The sequence below is a fragment of the Yinghuangia seranimata genome (assembly GCF_029953285.1).
In the GTDB taxonomy this organism is placed as follows: domain Bacteria; phylum Actinomycetota; class Actinomycetes; order Streptomycetales; family Streptomycetaceae; genus Yinghuangia; species Yinghuangia seranimata.
This window is the reverse complement of sequence record NZ_JASAOI010000038.1, coordinates 146,219-162,700: the sequence shown is the minus strand read 5'-3', so window position 1 is coordinate 162,700 and position 16,482 is coordinate 146,219. Positions and strand designations below refer to the sequence as shown.

Here is a 16,482-nt window from a genome sequence, read left to right as displayed (position 1 = left end):
GCGTGCGGGCCCGCCACACACCCACCTTCTGCACCCTTACCCTGAAGTATCAGGAGACCGGCCATGACCGACGACAGCTTCCACGTCTTCGACACCACCCTGCGCGACGGCTCGCAGCGTGAGGGCATCAACCTCACGGTGGCGGACAAGCTCACCATCGCGCGGTATCTGGACGAGTTCGGCGTGGGCTTCATCGAGGGCGGCTGGCCGGGCGCGGTTCCACGCGACACCGAGTTCTTCCGGCGAGCACGCACCGAGCTGGACCTGAAGCACGCGAAGCTCGTCGCGTTCGGCGCCACGCGCAAGGCCGGCACCACGGCCGCCGAGGACCCGCAGGTGCAGGCGCTGCTCGACTCCGAGGCGCCGGTGGTGTGCCTCGTCGCCAAGTCGCACGACCGGCACGTCGAGCTCGCGCTCCGCACGACGCTCGACGAGAACCTCGCGATGGTCCGCGACACCGTCACGCACCTGCGCGCGCAGGGCCGCCGGGTGTTCGTCGACTGCGAGCACTTCTTCGACGGCTTCAAGGCCAACCCCGAGTACGCGACCTCCGTGGTCCGCACCGCGCACGAGGCCGGCGCCGACGTCGTCGTGCTGTGCGACACCAACGGCGGCATGCTGCCCAGCCAGGTGCAGTGGACGGTCGCCCGGGTCAAGGCGGAGACCGGCGCGCGGCTCGGCATCCACGCCCAGGACGACACCGGCTGCGCGGTCGCGAACTCGCTCGCGGCGGTCGAGGGCGGCGCCACGCACGTCCAGTGCACCGCGAACGGCTACGGCGAACGGGTCGGCAACGCCAACCTGTTCCCGGTCGTGGCGGCGCTGGAGCTCAAGAAGGGCATGCAGGTGCTGCCCGAGGGCAAGCTGCGCGACATGACGCGCGTCTCGCACGCGATCGCCGAGGTGGTCAACCTCGCGCCGTCGACGCACCTTCCGTACGTCGGGATCTCCGCGTTCGCGCACAAGGCCGGCCTGCACGCGTCGGCCATCAAGGTCGACCCGGACCTGTACCAGCACATCGACCCGGCGCTGGTCGGCAACGACATGCGCATGCTGGTCTCCGACATGGCCGGCCGAGCGTCCATCGAGCTCAAGGGCAAGGAGCTCGGTTACGACCTGTCGGGCGACCGCGACCTGGTCGGCCGCGTGGTCGACGAGGTGAAGTCCCGTGAGGCGAACGGCTACACATACGAGGCCGCCGACGCGTCCTTCGAACTCCTGCTGCGCGACGAGGTCGCGGGCCGCCGCGAGCGGTTCTTCACGCTCGAGTCGTGGCGCGCGATCAGCGAACTGCGCGGGGGAGGGGAGCAGGTCAACGAGGCGACGGTGAAGCTGCACGCCAAGGGCGAGCGCATCGTCGCGACCGGCGAGGGCAACGGCCCCGTCAACGCGCTCGACCGCGCGCTGCGCACCGCGCTGGAGCGGATCTTCCCCGAGCTGGCCTCGTTCGAGCTGGTCGACTACAAGGTGCGGCTCCTCGAAGGCCGGCACGGCACGGACGCCATCACGCGCGTGCTCGTGGAGACCACCGACGGCAAGACCGAGTGGAGCACGGTCGGTGTCGCCGAGAACGTCATCGGGGCCTCGTGGGCGGCCCTGGAGGACGCGTACACGTACGGACTCCTGAAGGCCGGCCTGACGCCGGGCACCGACGCCTGAGAGCCCGTGAAACGGCCGTGGGGGGGGGCGGCGGCGCCGCCGGGCGCGCCCCGCCCCGGGCCGGCGGGCCGCCCCCCGCGGCCCGCCCCGCCCCGCGGGGCGGGGGGGGCCCCGCCCCCCCCCCCCCCCCCCCCCCACGGCCGTTGCCGTCGTCCGGAGCCCGGAAACACGAAATCCCCCACCGCGATGGTGAGGGATTCGAAGGAGTAGCCCCGACGGGATTCGAACCCGCGCTACCGCCTTGAGAGGGCGGCGTGCTAGGCCGCTACACAACGGGGCCCTAGCCGCATCCCCGAAGGGATGGTTCCTGCTGAAGAGTTCTGAGTAGCCCCGACGGGATTCGAACCCGCGCTACCGCCTTGAGAGGGCGGCGTGCTAGGCCGCTACACAACGGGGCCAAACTCAAAACTGTCGACCACTTGGCGGTGGTCGTTCAGCCGTGTCGTCCTTGCGGTGACACAGCTGGGGTACCAGGACTCGAACCTAGACTAACTGGGCCAGAACCAGTCGGGCTGCCAATTACCCCATACCCCAATGCTCGACCCCGATTAAGGGATCTTGCTGGCTTGTCCCGCTCCCCTGCGGGGCGGAACGAGTAGAACTTTACCCGATCAGGCGGGCCTGACCAAAACGGGTTCCGGGCCCGGGTGCGCACCGCCCCGAGAGGGCCGTGCACACCCGGTACGAACCGGGCTCAACCGCGCGCGACGTCCAGCGCCGAGCGCAGCCGGGCGAGCGTCTCGTCGCGGCCCAGCAGCTCCATCGACTCGAACAGCGGCGGCGACACGCGTCGGCCGGTGACCGCGACGCGCAGCGGGGTGAACGCGTTCTTCGGCTTGATGCCGAGGCCGTCCACGAGCGCCTCGCGCAGCACCGCCTGGATCGGGTCGGTGGCCCACTCGGCGGTCTCCAGCGCGCCGATGGACGCCTCCAGGACCGGCGCCGCGTCCGCGGTCAGCACCTTGGCGGCGTCCGCCTCGTCGCGCGTGAAGTCCTCCGGCGCGACGAACAGGAAGCCGAGCATGCCGACCACCTCGCCGAGCACGACCATGCGCTCCTGCGTCAGCGGGGCGGCCTTGCCGAGCAGCTCCAGCTGCGCGGCGGTCGGCTCGTCCGGCAGCAGCCCGGCCTTCTGCAGGAACGGCACCAGGCGGTCGCGGAAGTCCTCGGGCGCGAGCGCGCGCACGTGGTCGGCGTTGACCGCTTCGCACTTCTTGAGGTCGAAGCGCGCCGGGTTGGCGTTGACGTCCTTGATGTCGAACGCCGCGACCATCTCCTCGACCGAGAAGTAGTCGCGGTCCGCCGCCAGCGACCAGCCCAGCAGCGACAGGTAGTTGAGCAGGCCTTCGGGGATGAACCCGCGCTCGCGGTAGAGGTTCAGCGAGGACTGCGGGTCGCGCTTGGAGAGCTTCTTGTTGCCCTCGCCCATGACGTACGGCAGGTGGCCGAAGCGCGGCGTGGTGCCGTTGCCCACGCCGATGTCGGCGAGCGCCTCGTACAGCGCGATCTGCCGCGGCGTGGAGGACAGCAGGTCCTCGCCGCGCAGCACGTGGGTGATCTCCATCAGCGCGTCGTCGACCGGGTTGACGAGCGTGTACAGCGGCTTGCCGTTCGCGCGCACGATGCCGTAGTCGGGCACGTGCTCGGGCTCGAAGGTCAGTTCGCCGCGCACCAGGTCGGTGAACGTGATGGTGCGGTCGGGCATGCGGAAGCGCAGGATCGCGTCGCGGCCCTCGGAGCGGTAGGCGGCGACCTGCTCGGCGCCCAGGTCGCGGCAGTGGCCGTCGTAGCCGGACGGCTTGCCGGCCGCGCGGGCGGCCTCGCGGCGCTCCTCGAGCTCCTCGGTGGTGCAGAAGCACTCGTACGCGTGCCCGGCCTCGTGCAGGCGCTTGGCGACGTCCGCGTAGACGTCCATGCGCTGCGACTGGCGGTAGGGCGCGTGCGGGCCGCCGACCTCGGGGCCCTCGTCCCAGGTGAACCCGAGCCACTTGAGGGCGTCGAGCAGCTGCTCGTACGACTCCTCCGAGTCGCGGGCGGCGTCGGTGTCCTCGATACGGAACACGAACGTGCCGCCGTTGTGCCGCGCGAACGCCCAGTTGAACAGGGCGGTGCGGACCAGGCCCACGTGCGGGTTGCCGGTCGGGGAGGGACAGAAACGGACGCGCACGTCGGCGCCCTGGGGCTCGCTAGCCACGCTTGATCACCCTGTTGGTGAGAGTTCCGATGCCTTCAACGGTGACGGCGACCTCGTCGCCCACCTGGAGCGGGCCGACGCCCGCGGGGGTCCCGGTGAGGATCACGTCACCGGGGAGCAGCGTCATCGCGGCGGTCACGTGGACCACGATGTCGGTGATGCTGCGGACCATCTGGGAGGTGCGGCCGTTCTGCCGCAGTTCGCCGTTGACCGTGCAGGTGACGGCGAGGTCGGCGGGGTCGAGCTCGGTCTCGACCCACGGGCCGAGCGGGCACGACGTGTCGAAGCCCTTGGCGCGCGCCCACTGGCCCTCGGTGCGCTGCAGGTCGCGGGCGGTCACGTCGTTGGCGCAGGTGTAGCCGAAGACCACCTCGGGGACCCGCTCCGGCGGGACGTCGCGGCACAGCCGGCCGATGACGACGGCGAGTTCGGCCTCGTACGACAGCTCGTTCGAGATGTCCGGGTAAACGACCGGCGCGTCGGGGCCGATGACGGCGGTCGACGGCTTGAGGAACACGATCGGGACCTCGGGCACCTCGCCGCCCATCTCGGCGGCGTGGTCGGCGTAGTTCTTGCCGATCGCCACGACCTTGCTCGGCAGCACGGGGGAGAGCAGCTGGACGTCGGCCAGCGGGTGGGTCCGGCCGGTCAGCGAGATGCCGCCGTAGGGGTGCCCGTCGAGCTCGGCGACCACCAGTTCGCCGGGTTGCTCGCGGGTGCTGCCCACCGCGCCGAACGAATAGGAGTCGCCGGTGGAGAACCTGACGATGCGCACAGGCCGGAACCTCGGGTCTGTCGGGGCCGATGGGACGCCCCCAGGCTATCCCGCGGGCTGTCCCCACCGGGGGTACCGGCCCGGTGCGCGCGTGGCTCAGACCTCGTCGTCGACCAGGTTGGTGCGGCGCGGGTTGGCGGTGGGGCCGGTGCGGAGCTCCGCGACGTCCGGCTCGGTGCGCTGCGCGGGGATCGGGGCGACGTCGAGCTGCGTGCGGCGCGGGTTCGCGGTGTTCGTGCGGTGCGTGCTCAGGCCCATGACGGAATCGTCCCGCCCCTTCGGAATATCGGTGTTCTGCGGACGCCCTTGAATATCAAGGTTACTGTTGGTTACATCAATCGGGGTCCGGGTGGGAACGAAGCCGCACTGTGTGTAGGCGATCAATTGCGTAGAGTTGCCGAGTTCCCAGGTGAACCTGTGATTTTGACCTCTCCGGATTCGAGCCAAACCTGGGTCTATTTGTCCGAATAGAGCCGGTAATAGTGGTGCCAATTCGGACAAAGGGATTGTCTCGTCCAGTTCACCGTTGTCCGGACTTTTCACGACCCCGCTATCTTGTTGCGGCCCCTGGGCTGTGCTGAAATGCGTGCGACCACGGGGGTGGTTCCCAAGCGCGGTCCCGTCCGGGATCTCCGCACGTAAGCCTCGCCGATCCGGCGGGTCATCGACTGGTCACAAGAGGTTGCGAAGCTAGTGCAGGGACGTCGGAAGAGGCAGCAGGACTCCGCGGAAGCCCCGGCCGCTGTCGGGCCCGCAGACATGCGCCCACCCCAGGAACTCACCGCCAGTCGAGCCCCCGTGGCTCCTTCGCGGTTGAAGCTGCTTTTCTCCATCAAGAACTGGCGCATCCGCACGCGCATCACAGCGCTGCTGCTGCTGCCGGTCATCGTCGCGGCGTTGCTCGGTGGACTGCGCATCCAGTCCTCCGTCGACAAGACGCGTGAGATGGACGTCGTGCAGAAGGCCGGCGAGGTCATCAACCAGTCGACGACGCTGGTGGCCTTCCTCGAGGAGGAGCGCGACCAGTCCGCGTCGGTCCTCGCCGGGGACCACGGCACCGTCGACGCCAACGCCGACATCCAGAACCTGTACAAGGGCACGACCACCCAGTACGAGCGCTTCCGTGCCGCGGTCGCCAAGATGGATCTCGACAGCCTGCCGCTGATCCAGGCGACCGTGAAGACGATCGAAGCGCAGATGCAGAACCTCACGAACGTGCGCCGCTCCGCGTACAACAACAACCTCCCGTTCGTGACGGTGCAGGAGTACCAGAAGATCATCCTGGCGCTGCTGTCGATCAACCAGCAGGCGCCGGAGATCACCCGCGACCCCGACCTGATCCAGGGCGCCCGCGCGCTGGGCCTGCTCGGCGAGGTCAAGGCCTACGCCTCGGCGGAGCGCGCGATCGGCCTGGCGTACGGCGCCAAGCCGGACAGCCCGTTCGCCGACGCGCCCGAGGGTCTGCGCCAGCTCATCTCCGGTGACGACGAGGCCATCCGCAAGTTCAAGAGCGTCGCGCCCGACGAGGTCCGCAAGCTGTACGACGCGGCCGCCGTCCAGGGCAAGGCCAGCGCCGTCACGAACCTCCTCGTCGCCGCGCAGAAGACGATGTCCGGCGGCAAGCAGGGCATCGGCTCCGCCGAGGGCTTCACCCAGGACGGCTTCCGCGACCTGTCGACCGCCAAGGTCACCGCGCTCATGAAGCTCGAGACCCGGATGGGCGACGAGCTCCTCAAGACCGCCGACCAGCTGCGCGACGACGCCCGCCGCGAAGCGCTCGTCAACACCATCCTGGTCGTCGCGGCGCTGCTGTTCACGATCATCCTCGGTGTCATCGTGGCGCGTTCGCTGGTCCGCTCGCTCAACACGCTGCGCCGCAGCGCGCTCGAGATCGCGGAGCAGCGGCTGCCCGAGACGGTCCGCCGCCTCTCCGAGTCCGAACCCGGCGACGTCGACCTGAACGTCGAGCCCATCGCGGTGCTCTCCCGCGACGAGGTCGGCCAGGTGGCCCGCGCGTTCGACGCCGTCCACGCCGAGGCGGTCCGCCTCGCGGCCGAACAGGCCCTGCTGCGTGGCAACGTCAACTCGATGTTCGTCAACCTGTCGCGCCGCAGCCAGAGCCTGATCCAGCGTCAGCTCGCGCTGATCTCCGACCTGGAGAACCGCGAGGCCGACCCGGACCAGCTGGCGAACCTGTTCAAGCTCGACCACCTCGCGACCCGTATGCGCCGCAACGGTGAGAACCTCCTGGTTCTCGCGGGTGAAGAGCCCGGCCGCCGCTGGACCCGCCCGGTCCCGCTGGTCGACGTCCTCCGCGCCGCGGCGTCCGAGGTGGAGCAGTACGAGCGCGTCGAGCTCGGCGCCCTGCCGACCACCGACATCGCCGGCCGCGCGGTCAACGACCTCGTCCACCTCCTCGCCGAGCTGCTCGAGAACTCGACGACGTTCTCCAGCCCGCACACCAAGGTCCGCGTGACCGGCCACATCCTCCCGGACGGCCGCGCGCTGATCGAGATCCACGACAACGGCATCGGCCTCACCGGTGACGACCTGGCGGACGCCAACCAGCGCCTCGCCCGGCCGCCCGTGGTGGACGTCTCCATATCCCGGCGCATGGGCCTCTTCGTGGTCGGCCGTCTGTCGACCCGGCACGGCATCCGCGTCCAGCTCCGCCCGGGCGACGGCGGCGGCACGACCGCGCTGGTCATGCTCCCGATCGAGCTCATCCAGGGCGACCGCCCCGGCGGCAACTGGGACAAGGGCACCGGCCGCCCCGCGGTCGAGAAGGGCTGGGAGCCCGACGCGCTCACCTCGTCGCAGGAGATCCCGGCACTCCCGGCCTCCGCGGCCGGACCGCAGCGCCCCGGCCCCGACGCCGGCCGCCACGAGCCGCCCCGGCTGCTTCCGCAGCGCGGCGGCGCCGCCGGCCCGCAGACCGGATCGCACGCGCTCGGTGGGCTCGCCGCGGCGGCCGACACGACGCAGAACGGCGGCCCGCAGACCGGACAGCAGTCCGCCTACGAGCCCGCCTCGGCCTTCTCCGAAGGCCCGACGACGCACGACACGCCGTTCCCCGGAACGCCGTTCGCGCCGGCCGACACGGACAACCCGTTCGCGCCGGTCGCGCAGCAGCCGACCGTCCAGGACGCCCGTCCGGCCAGTGACACCGCGCAGTTCGCGTCGCCGTTCGGTCCGGTCGACCAGACGCAGCAGCAGCCGGTGCAACTCCCGCAGCAGTCCGCCTTCGAGCGGCCGCAGTACGGGCAGCAGCAGCCGGCGACCGGCGAGTTCGGTCGACCCACCGCGTACGGCCGTCCCGAGTACGAGTCGCCGTACCAGCAGCCGGGCTTCGACCACGAGCCGGCCGAGCACAGCGGCAACGACCGCGGTGCCGGACTGCCGCGCCGCGGCGGTCAGGACACCGGTGCCTTCCCCGCCGCCGAACAGCCCGGCCAGACCGGTCAGTTCGGCCAGCCGGGTCAGCCCGGCCAGACCGGCCAGCAGCGCGCGGCCGCATGGTCGGCGCCGGAGTTCGACGGCCTCGCGCCGGTCGCGCCGCCGCAGCAGGTGCCCGCCTACGAGGCCCCGCAGCGCCGGCTCGACCCGCAGGAGAACGGCGTCCGCGGCCAGGGGCAGCCCCCCGCGGGCGACGCGCTGCCGGCCGTTCGGCAGCCGGGCCTCCCGGACCGCCGCCCGCAGGCCGGCGAGCCGCGTGCCCTGTTCCGCGACCAGGCCGGCGCCCCCGGCCAGCAGCCGCAGCAGGTTCCGCAGCAGCAGGCCCCGCAGCAGCAGGCCCCGCAGGCGCTGCCGCAGTCCCGCCCGGCACTGCCCGAACTCCCGCAGGCCGAACCGGTCGACGCGCTCGACTCCACCTCGGCGCTGCCGATGGTGGTCGACGACGAGCGTTCGCCGATCTTCGAGACGCTCGAGTCGGACTGGTTCCACCGGCGTACCGGCCGCGGTGGCCGCATGCGCGCCGCCCAGGTGCGCAGCCGCGGCGAACTCGAGGGCGACGTCGACGAGTCGGACTCGGCCGAGCCGATCCGTCCGCAGGACAACGGGCAGTCGTTCGGACAGCCCGCGGCGCAGCCGCTCGACCGGCGGACGCCGGCGGCCACGAACCCGCCGCTTCCGCCCCGCACTTCGGAGCAGGCGCTGCCGCGCCGCTCGCACGCGGGCCCGGCGGCCCAGGCCGAGGCGCCCGGCACCCTGCCGACGCGCCAGGCCTCGCACGCCGCTCCCGTCGAGCAGCAGTCGGCCGCCCCGACGCACCAGGCACAGCCCGCCCCGCAGCCGGGTCGCCCGGCCGTGGAGCAGCCCGGATCCGGCTGGTACTCGGCCGGTGACGAGGGCTGGCGGGCCGCCGAGGCCGCGCGCGAGCCGGCTTCGAGCGGCACCACCGGCGCGGGTCTGCCGCGCCGCGTGCCGCGCGCCAACCTGGTCCCCGGCGGTGTGGCCGACGGAGGCCACGCCCGTCCGGGCGACACACCGGCCGCGCCGCCGCTGATCACGCGGGGCACCCCCGGCGTCCAGTCGGCCACGCCGCCGCAGAACCCGTCCGGTCTGTCGCGCAACCCCGACGAGGTCCGGGGACGACTGACCAACTTCCGCCGAGGCATTCAGCAGGGTCGCACTGCCGGGGCCGGGGGAATGGCCCCGCAGCCTCGTGACGAGAACAACCAGGAGCAGGCATGACTGAGTTGAGCCAGGCCGCGCAGAACCTGAACTGGCTGATCACGAACTTCGTGGACAACACCCCCGGGGTGTCGCACACGGTCGTGGTCTCCGCGGACGGCCTGCTGCTCGCCCTGTCCGAGGGCTTCCCACGGGACCGAGCCGACCAGCTCGCCGCCGTGGCATCCGGCCTGACGAGCCTGACCCAGGGTGCGTCCCGCATCTTCGAGGGCGGGCACGTCACGCAGACGGTCGTCGAGATGGAACGGGGCTTCCTGTTCATCATGTCGATCTCCGACGGGTCGTCGCTGGCCGTACTCGCCTCTCCGGAGTGCGACATCGGCCTCATCGGCTACGAGATGGCGCTGCTGGTCGACCGGGCGGGCACTGTCCTGACCCCGGCGCTGCGCGCCGAACTCCAGGGATCGCTGCCGCGATGACCCATCCGGAGATGTCCGATCACGGGGACCAGGAGTTCCACGAGACCCTGGTGCGCCCGTACGCCATGACGGGCGGCCGTACCCGGCCGCGCTACCAGCTCGCGCTGGAGGCGCTGGTCACGACCACGCCCCAGGTGGCGAACCCGCCTGGCCTGTTGCCCGAGCACCAGCGCATCTGCGAACTGTGCCGGCAGGTCAAGTCGGTCGCCGAGATTTCGGCCCTGATCGCCATCCCCCTCGGCGTGGCCCGCGTACTTGTCGCGGACCTCGCCGAGGCCGGACTCGTGGTCATCCATCAGCCCGGGAACGACCAGGGGCAGCCGGACGTGACGCTGCTCGAAAGGGTGCTCAGTGGACTTCGCAAGCTCTAGCCCGGGCGGCGTCCCGGCGCCGCGGTCCTCGACGACCTCCGCGAAGATCGTCGTCGCGGGCGGGTTCGGCGTGGGCAAGACGACGCTCGTCGGCGCGGTCTCCGAGATCGCCCCGCTGCGCACGGAGGCCGTCATGACCTCCGCGAGCCAGGGGATCGACGACATCGCGTCGACGCCCGACAAGGCGACGACCACCGTCGCGATGGACTTCGGCCGTATCACGCTGGACGAGGACCTGATCCTCTACCTGTTCGGCACGCCCGGACAGCACCGGTTCTGGTTCATGTGGGACGACCTGGTGCGCGGCGCGATCGGCGCGGTCGTGATCGTGGACACCCGCCGTCTGGCGGACTGCTTCCCCGCGATCGACTACTTCGAGAACAGCGGGCTGCCGTTCATCATCGCCCTCAACTGCTGGGACGGTGTGCAGACGCACCACGCGGACGACGTCCGCGAGGCGCTGCAGATCGGCCCCGAGACGCCGATCGTCAGCTGCGACGCGCGGCGGCGTGAGTCGGCCAAGTCGACGCTCATCACGCTCGTCGAGCACGCGCTGATGGCGCGCCTGCGCTTGGAGCGGCGCGGCGTCGGCGGCCGCAACCCCGCGCAAGCGGGCGCCCCTGGGGGGGGCCGCCCGATTCTGCGTTTCCGTCCCTTTTCGGGAAGCGCGCCTGCCCCGCGGGCAGTTGCCCACCGCGTCCGCGCCGCGTCCGTGCCGCCTCCGTACTTTGACACGGAAAAAGTTTCACAGCTTGGTGACAAGGTCGGGTAACGCGGACCCCGGAACCCCCATACGGACCTCGGCGTTGCTACTGTGCGGGTTACAGATTCCGTTGCCCAATCGATATGCGACTGATCTTGGGCCGCAGGCCGGGCAGCACGGACCGAGATGGGGGTTCGGTGGACGACAACAGCTGGCGCGCAGCGCAGGCCGCGCGTGAGCCGGTGGTCGACGGCACGACGCGCACGGGACTGCCGATGCGGATGCCGCAGGCCAACCTGGTGCCGGGGGCGGCCGTCGACGCCGTTCCGGGTGCGATCGCGGCGCAGATGCTCGGCGTCTCACGCGATCCCCAGGACGTCCGCAACCGCCTCGAAAGCTTCGTGCAGGGCCTCGAACAAGCCCGTACCGGAGCGGAACCGCCGCTTCCGCCGCTGCCTCCGAACCCGATGACGGCGCCCAGTCCGCTGGCCACCGCGCAGGTCTCCACCGCGATGCCGAACAAGCCGGCGGCGCCGGCCGAGACGACCCCGCGCAAGTCCGCCGCGACGTCCATTCCCGCGGCCCGCAGGCCCTCGGCCCCGCGGCCTCCGAAGAAGATCTCGCCGGCCGCCGGGCACCCCCCGATGGGCACCGACGGAGGCCCCGCCGACGACGCGTGGGGCGACGGCTGGAAGACCTTCCGCCCAGGCAGTTGATTGATCGTTTGACCACTACGTAACCCATCCGTGACCACGGTCCGGATGGGTTACGTGTTTTGTAGGTCGCGCTGGGGCCGCCGCATCCGTCACGCCCGTCGGTGCATCCGGTCGTCAGGGGTTGGACCGGGAACGCCGTCGAGCGTCGGAGGCGGGTCAGACGTCGACCTGGGCCTTGCGCAGCGCGTCGGAGAGCTTCGCGGCGGCCTCCATGACGGCCTGGGCGTGGAGCCGGCCCGGGTGGCGGGTCAGGCGCTCGATCGGCCCGGAGACCGACACGGCGGCCACAACGCGGTTGCTCGGGCCGCGGACGGCGGCCGAGACCGACGCGACGCCCGGCTCGCGCTCGCCGATGCTCTGGGCCCAGCCGCGCCGGCGCACGCCGGACAGCGTCGTCGCCGTGAAGCGGGCACCCTGGAGGCCTCGGTGCAGACGCTCCGGCTCCTCCCACGCCAGCAGGCACTGCGCGGCCGAGCCGGCCTTCATCGGCAGCGTGCTGCCGACCGGGACGGTGTCCCGCAGGCCGGAGAGCCGCTCGGCGGCGGCCACGCAGACGCGCATGTCCCCCTGTCGCCGGTAGAGCTGCGCGCTCTCCCCGGTGACGTCCCGCAGGTGCGCGAGTACGGGGTGTGCGGCGGCGAGCAGCCGGTCCTCGCCCGCCGCGGCGGCGAGCTCCGCGAGGCGCGGTCCGAGGACGAAGCGCCCCTGCATGTCCCGGGCGACGAGACGGTGGTGTTCCAGGGCCACCGCGAGGCGGTGGGCGGTGGGTCGGGCCAGTCCGGTCGTGGCGACGAGCCCCGCCAGCGTCGCTGGCCCCGCTTCGAGCGCGGCCAGCACGACAGCGGCCTTGTCGAGCACGCCGACTCCGCTAGAGTTGTCCATGCTTCGATATTGCCGTCTCGAATGACGAGACGCAAGTCCGTTTGAGGCGACCTGCGTGGCACTCTTCGAAGTACCGGGGCATTTCCCCGCTGCGGGTGGGCAGCGCGATGGGCCGCGGAAACACGACACGCAAAAGTCGGCAAAGACGCCGACCGGAGGGACAGCGATGGGACGGACACTCGCGGAGAAGGTCTGGGACGCACACGTCGTGCGTCGTGCTGAAGGTGAGCCCGACCTGCTCTACATCGACCTGCACCTGCTGCACGAGGTGACCAGCCCGCAGGCCTTCGACGGCCTGCGCCAGGCCGGGCGCCCGGTCCGCCGGACCGATCTCACGATCGCGACCGAGGACCACAACACCCCCACCCTTGACATCGACAAGCCCATCGCCGACCCGGTGTCCCGTGTGCAGCTGGAGACGTTGCGGCGCAACGCCGCCGAGTTCGGGGTCCGCATCCACTCGCTCGGCGACGTCGAGCAGGGCGTCGTGCACGTCGTCGGCCCGCAGCTGGGCCTGACCCAGCCCGGCATGACCGTCGTGTGCGGCGACAGCCACACCTCCACGCACGGCGCGTTCGGCGCGCTGGCGTTCGGCATCGGCACCAGCCAGGTCGAGCACGTCCTGGCCACGCAGACGCTGCCGATGGCGCCGTTCAAGACCATGGCCGTCACGGTCAACGGTGAACTGCCCGCCGGGGTCACGGCCAAGGACCTGATCCTGGCGGTCATCGCCAAGATCGGCACCGGCGGCGGCCAGGGCTATGTCATCGAGTACCGCGGCGAGGCCGTCCGGAACCTCTCGATGGAGGGCCGGATGACCGTCTGCAACATGTCGATCGAGGCGGGCGCCCGCGCCGGCATGATCGCGCCGGACCAGACGACCTTCGCCTACCTGAAGGGCCGCGACCACGCGCCCGAGGGCGCCGACTGGGACAGCGCTGTCGAGTACTGGACGTCGCTGCGCACGGACGACGACGCGGTGTTCGACCACGAGGTCGTCATCGAGGCGTCCGAGCTCACGCCGTTCGTCACCTGGGGCACCAACCCCGGCCAGGGCGCGCCGCTGTCGGCGTCCGTGCCGGACCCGGCGTCCTACGGCGACCCGTCGGAGCGCAGCGCCGCCGAGAAGGCCCTGGAGTACATGGGCCTGACCGCCGGCCAGCCGCTGCGCGACATCAAGGTCGACACGGTCTTCATCGGCTCGTGCACGAACGGCCGCATGGAGGACCTGCGCGCGGTCGCCGACATCCTGCGCGGCCGCAAGATCGCCGACGGCGTGCGGATGCTGGTCGTCCCCGGCTCCGTGCGGGTCTCCCTGGAGGCCGTCAGCGAGGGCCTGGACAAGGTGTTCACCGAGGCCGGCGCCGAATGGCGTTACGCGGGCTGCTCGATGTGCCTGGGCATGAACCCGGACCAGCTGGCGCCCGGTGAGCGCAGCGCGTCCACGTCGAACCGCAACTTCGAAGGACGGCAGGGCAAGGGCGGCCGTACGCACCTGGTCTCCCCGCAGGTCGCCGCCGCCACGGCGGTCCTGGGCCACCTGGCCGCCCCGTCCGACCTGACCGACGTGCCCGTCCCGGCTGGAGTCTGATCGCCATGGAACCGTTCACCACGCACACCGGTACGGCGATCCCGCTGCGTCGCAGCAACGTCGACACCGACCAGATCATCCCCGCGCACTGGCTCAAGAAGGTCACCAAGACCGGGTTCGAGGACGGGCTGTTCGAGGCCTGGCGCAAGGACCCCGGCTTCGTGTTCAACGAGCCCGCGCGGCAGGGGGCCTCGGTCCTGGTCGCCGGCCCCGACTTCGGCACCGGCTCGTCCCGCGAGCACGCCGTGTGGGCGCTCCAGAACTACGGCTTCAAGACCGTCATCTCGTCGCGCTTCGCCGACATCTTCCGCGGCAACTCGCTGAAGGGCGGCCTGCTGACGGTCGTCCTGCCGCAGGAGACGGTCGACCGGCTTTGGGCGCTGACCGAGGCCGACCCGGCCGTCGAGATCACCGTCGACCTCGTCGAGCGTCAGGTCCGGGCGGGCTCGGGAGACGCCGCGGTGACCGCCGACTTCGAGATCGACGACTACACGCGCTGGCGGCTCCTGGAGGGTCTGGACGACATCGGGCTGACCCTGCGTCACGAGGCCGACGTGACGGCGTTCGAGCAGACCAGGCCCGCTTGGCTGCCCCGTACGCAGACCGTCTGACAAACGGATTTCGGCCATCCGGAGGCCAACCCGGAAGAGCGCCAACCGGCTTGTGGAAGCGGCGGAGTGCACACGCACTCCGCCGCTTCGGCGTTTTCCCGGACGGGGCAAGCCGGTTCCCCCGATCCGGCTCAACAGGCCCATTGTCGGATGAGCTGTCACAATCACGGTGTGAAGCAAGCAGGGCAACCCGACAGCCCCGACGAAGTCGGGCTTTACGCCGAACTCGCCACCCGGTTGAAGGAGGCGCATGCGCGGGTGCGTAAGCTCGACATACCGGACGGCGCGAAAGTGGCGCTGGTTCGCCGCCTCCTCGTCGTCACCGATGCCGCAAAGCATGATCTGGCGGACGCCGCACGGCGTCTGACGAAGCTCATGGACGAGCTCGACCAGGATCCCGCGCGAGCCGCGGACACCGCCGAGGTCTGTAATCCGTTGCGACACAAGGGTGATTCGTCCGTTCGGTAATTGCTTCAGCACAATTGGGCGCTTAGCGTGCCCAATGCCGGACTATCTGATACGGCATCGGTTTTCGAAGGGGAAGACGTGAACAAGGCTCAGCTTGTCGAGGCGGTCCAGGACCGACTGGGTGGCCGTACGGCCGCCGCGGACGCGGTCGACGCCGTGCTCGACGCCATCATCCGCGCGGTCGCGGGCGGAGACCGTGTGTCCATCACGGGCTTCGGTTCGTTCGAGAAGGTCGAGCGTGCCGCCCGTTACGCGCGCAACCCGCAGACCGGCGAGCGCGTCCGGGTCAAGAAGACCGCGATCCCGCGCTTCCGCCCGGGCCAGGGCTTCAAGGACCTGACCGCCGGCACCAAGAAGATGCCGAAGAGCGGCAGCGCGGCGGCCAAGGCCAGCCCGACGCCGCGTCCCGGCACCGCCGCCAAGAAGACCGCGGCGAAGAAGGCGACGACCGCCCGCGCCACCGCGACCCGCAAGGCCGCGACCACGCGCAAGACGGCCGCCGCCGCGAAGCCGGCCGCCACGCGCAAGACGGCCGCCGCCGCGAAGCCGGCCGCCAAGAAGGCGACGGTCGCGAAGAAGACCGCCGCGAAGAAGACCGCGGTCAAGGCCACGGCGAAGAAGACCGCGGCGAAGACCACGGCCAAGAAGGCGACGAAGCGCGCCGCCAAGTAGTACCGCGCAACCCCCGGACGGAACCTGGTCCCAAGGTCCTGAACCAGGTACCGCCCCCGGGGAACCCGGCGAGGGTCCCGAGCACGGCGGACCCCGGCCAGGCAACGCGACGGGCCGGACCCCCCTTCCCATGGGGTCCGGCCCGTCGCGCGTCTGCGGGACGGTGGGCGTCACGCGTATGACCCCCTGTCCGCGACGGGAGTTCGGCACGACGAGGTGCCGTGCGGAGGCCGATCGCCTCTGTGGGGCGGGGTTTGCGGGCCGCGGGGGCGGAACTGGCCTGGGGGACAGGCGTCCGGCACGCGTGGGGCGCCGACTGCGGCGGCTGTGCGGGGGTGGTTCGGCCGAACGGGGTGGGTCCCGCGCCGCGCGAGGGCTTTCGGTGGCGGGGAGGGGTCGGGCTCCGGCTCACCGGCGCAGGCGCCGGACAGCGGGAGTTCGCTTCTTCGTCGCGGTGGTGCGCGCGGGTGCCGCATCAGAGCGTTCGGCCGAACGGGTCGTCCGTCGGCGGCCCGTAGGCCTTGGACGGTAGGGGAGTTCGGCCGAACGGGTTGCGGGGGCGCGCGTGGATCGCCGTCCGGGCAGGGGCTTTCGCGGACGCGGAGGCGGAACTGGCCCGCGTGTCACGGGCAGGACGGGTGTGGCGCAGCGGGTCCCGTGGGGTGGTCGAGGCCGTCGGAAGTCCGCCAACCCCGCTGGGGCCGGGCGGATTCGAGACCGTCAGCG

Annotated in this window: 12 protein-coding genes, 3 tRNA genes and 2 pseudogenes; 10 read left to right on the top strand and 7 right to left on the bottom strand. The window is 71.4% G+C overall.

The genetic code is table 11. The features are described from left to right. Positions 1–63: 63 nt before the first annotated feature. Positions 64–1,659, top strand: coding sequence for a citramalate synthase (gene cimA / locus QI554_RS24640; protein WP_281472402.1), 1,596 nt, complete (start codon positions 64–66; stop codon positions 1,657–1,659). A gap of 207 nt (positions 1,660–1,866) precedes the next feature. Here cimA and QI554_RS24635 read toward each other — a convergent pair. The 6 genes from QI554_RS24635 to QI554_RS24610 all read right to left on the bottom strand — a co-directional run bounded on the left by QI554_RS24635 (position 1,867) and on the right by QI554_RS24610 (position 4,886). Then, positions 1,867–1,939 (bottom strand) — tRNA-Glu (locus tag QI554_RS24635). Between the two features lie 45 nt (positions 1,940–1,984). Then, positions 1,985–2,057, bottom strand: a tRNA-Glu gene (locus QI554_RS24630). 64 nt (positions 2,058–2,121) lie between these two features. Then, positions 2,122–2,193: transfer RNA gene (locus QI554_RS24625), tRNA-Gln, on the bottom strand. Positions 2,194–2,353: 160 nt separating this feature from the next. Further along, positions 2,354–3,853 (bottom strand): glutamate--tRNA ligase, encoded by a 1,500-nt coding sequence (gltX, locus tag QI554_RS24620; RefSeq protein WP_281472400.1) that lies wholly within the window; start codon positions 3,851–3,853, stop codon positions 2,354–2,356. Further along, positions 3,846–4,628 (bottom strand): fumarylacetoacetate hydrolase family protein, encoded by a 783-nt coding sequence (locus tag QI554_RS24615; protein WP_281472398.1) that lies wholly within the window; start codon positions 4,626–4,628, stop codon positions 3,846–3,848. Before QI554_RS24615 ends, gltX begins: the two co-directional genes overlap by 8 nt. Before the next feature lie 96 nt (positions 4,629–4,724). Further along, positions 4,725–4,886, bottom strand: coding sequence for a hypothetical protein (locus QI554_RS24610; protein ID WP_281472396.1), 162 nt, complete (start codon positions 4,884–4,886; stop codon positions 4,725–4,727). 555 nt (positions 4,887–5,441) lie between these two features. Here QI554_RS24610 and QI554_RS24605 point away from each other — a divergent pair. The 5 genes and pseudogenes from QI554_RS24605 (at position 5,442) to QI554_RS24585 (ending at position 11,532) form a co-directional block, all read left to right on the top strand. Beyond that, positions 5,442–9,323 (top strand): sensor histidine kinase, encoded by a 3,882-nt coding sequence (locus QI554_RS24605; RefSeq protein ID WP_281472394.1) that lies wholly within the window; start codon positions 5,442–5,444, stop codon positions 9,321–9,323. After that, positions 9,320–9,742, top strand: a complete 423-nt coding sequence (locus QI554_RS24600; protein ID WP_281472392.1) for a roadblock/LC7 domain-containing protein — start codon at positions 9,320–9,322, stop codon at positions 9,740–9,742. Before QI554_RS24605 ends, QI554_RS24600 begins: the two co-directional genes overlap by 4 nt. A gap of 44 nt (positions 9,743–9,786) precedes the next feature. Further along, positions 9,787–10,113 (top strand): annotated as a pseudogene (locus QI554_RS24595) (DUF742 domain-containing protein); the annotation flags it as partial. After that, a pseudogene (locus QI554_RS24590) lies at positions 10,094–10,684 on the top strand (GTP-binding protein); the annotation flags it as partial. The pseudogenes QI554_RS24595 and QI554_RS24590, both read left to right, overlap by 20 nt. A 329-nt stretch (positions 10,685–11,013) precedes the next feature. Further along, complete coding sequence (locus QI554_RS24585) at positions 11,014–11,532, top strand: hypothetical protein (RefSeq protein WP_281472391.1); 519 nt, start codon at positions 11,014–11,016, stop codon at positions 11,530–11,532. A 156-nt stretch (positions 11,533–11,688) separates the two neighbouring features. Here the strand turns inward: QI554_RS24585 and QI554_RS24580 are convergent, their stop codons facing one another. Further along, complete coding sequence (locus QI554_RS24580) at positions 11,689–12,414, bottom strand: IclR family transcriptional regulator (protein ID WP_231778302.1); 726 nt, start codon at positions 12,412–12,414, stop codon at positions 11,689–11,691. A gap of 166 nt (positions 12,415–12,580) precedes the next feature. On the opposite strand from QI554_RS24580, the gene leuC reads away from it, so the two are divergent. The 4 genes from leuC to QI554_RS24560 all read left to right on the top strand — a co-directional run bounded on the left by leuC (position 12,581) and on the right by QI554_RS24560 (position 15,756). Next, positions 12,581–14,005: a 3-isopropylmalate dehydratase large subunit gene (gene leuC / locus QI554_RS24575; RefSeq protein ID WP_281472390.1), complete on the top strand. Its 1,425-nt coding sequence runs from the start codon at positions 12,581–12,583 to the stop codon at positions 14,003–14,005. 5 nt (positions 14,006–14,010) lie between these two features. Beyond that, entirely contained in the window at positions 14,011–14,616 is a 606-nt protein-coding gene (gene leuD, locus QI554_RS24570) for a 3-isopropylmalate dehydratase small subunit (protein WP_281472389.1), read from the top strand. A 150-nt stretch (positions 14,617–14,766) separates the two neighbouring features. Continuing rightward, positions 14,767–15,084: an SCO5555 family protein gene (locus QI554_RS24565; protein WP_281472388.1), complete on the top strand. Its 318-nt coding sequence runs from the start codon at positions 14,767–14,769 to the stop codon at positions 15,082–15,084. Between the two features lie 78 nt (positions 15,085–15,162). Further along, positions 15,163–15,756: an HU family DNA-binding protein gene (locus tag QI554_RS24560; protein ID WP_281472386.1), complete on the top strand. Its 594-nt coding sequence runs from the start codon at positions 15,163–15,165 to the stop codon at positions 15,754–15,756. Positions 15,757–16,482 lie beyond the last annotated feature (726 nt).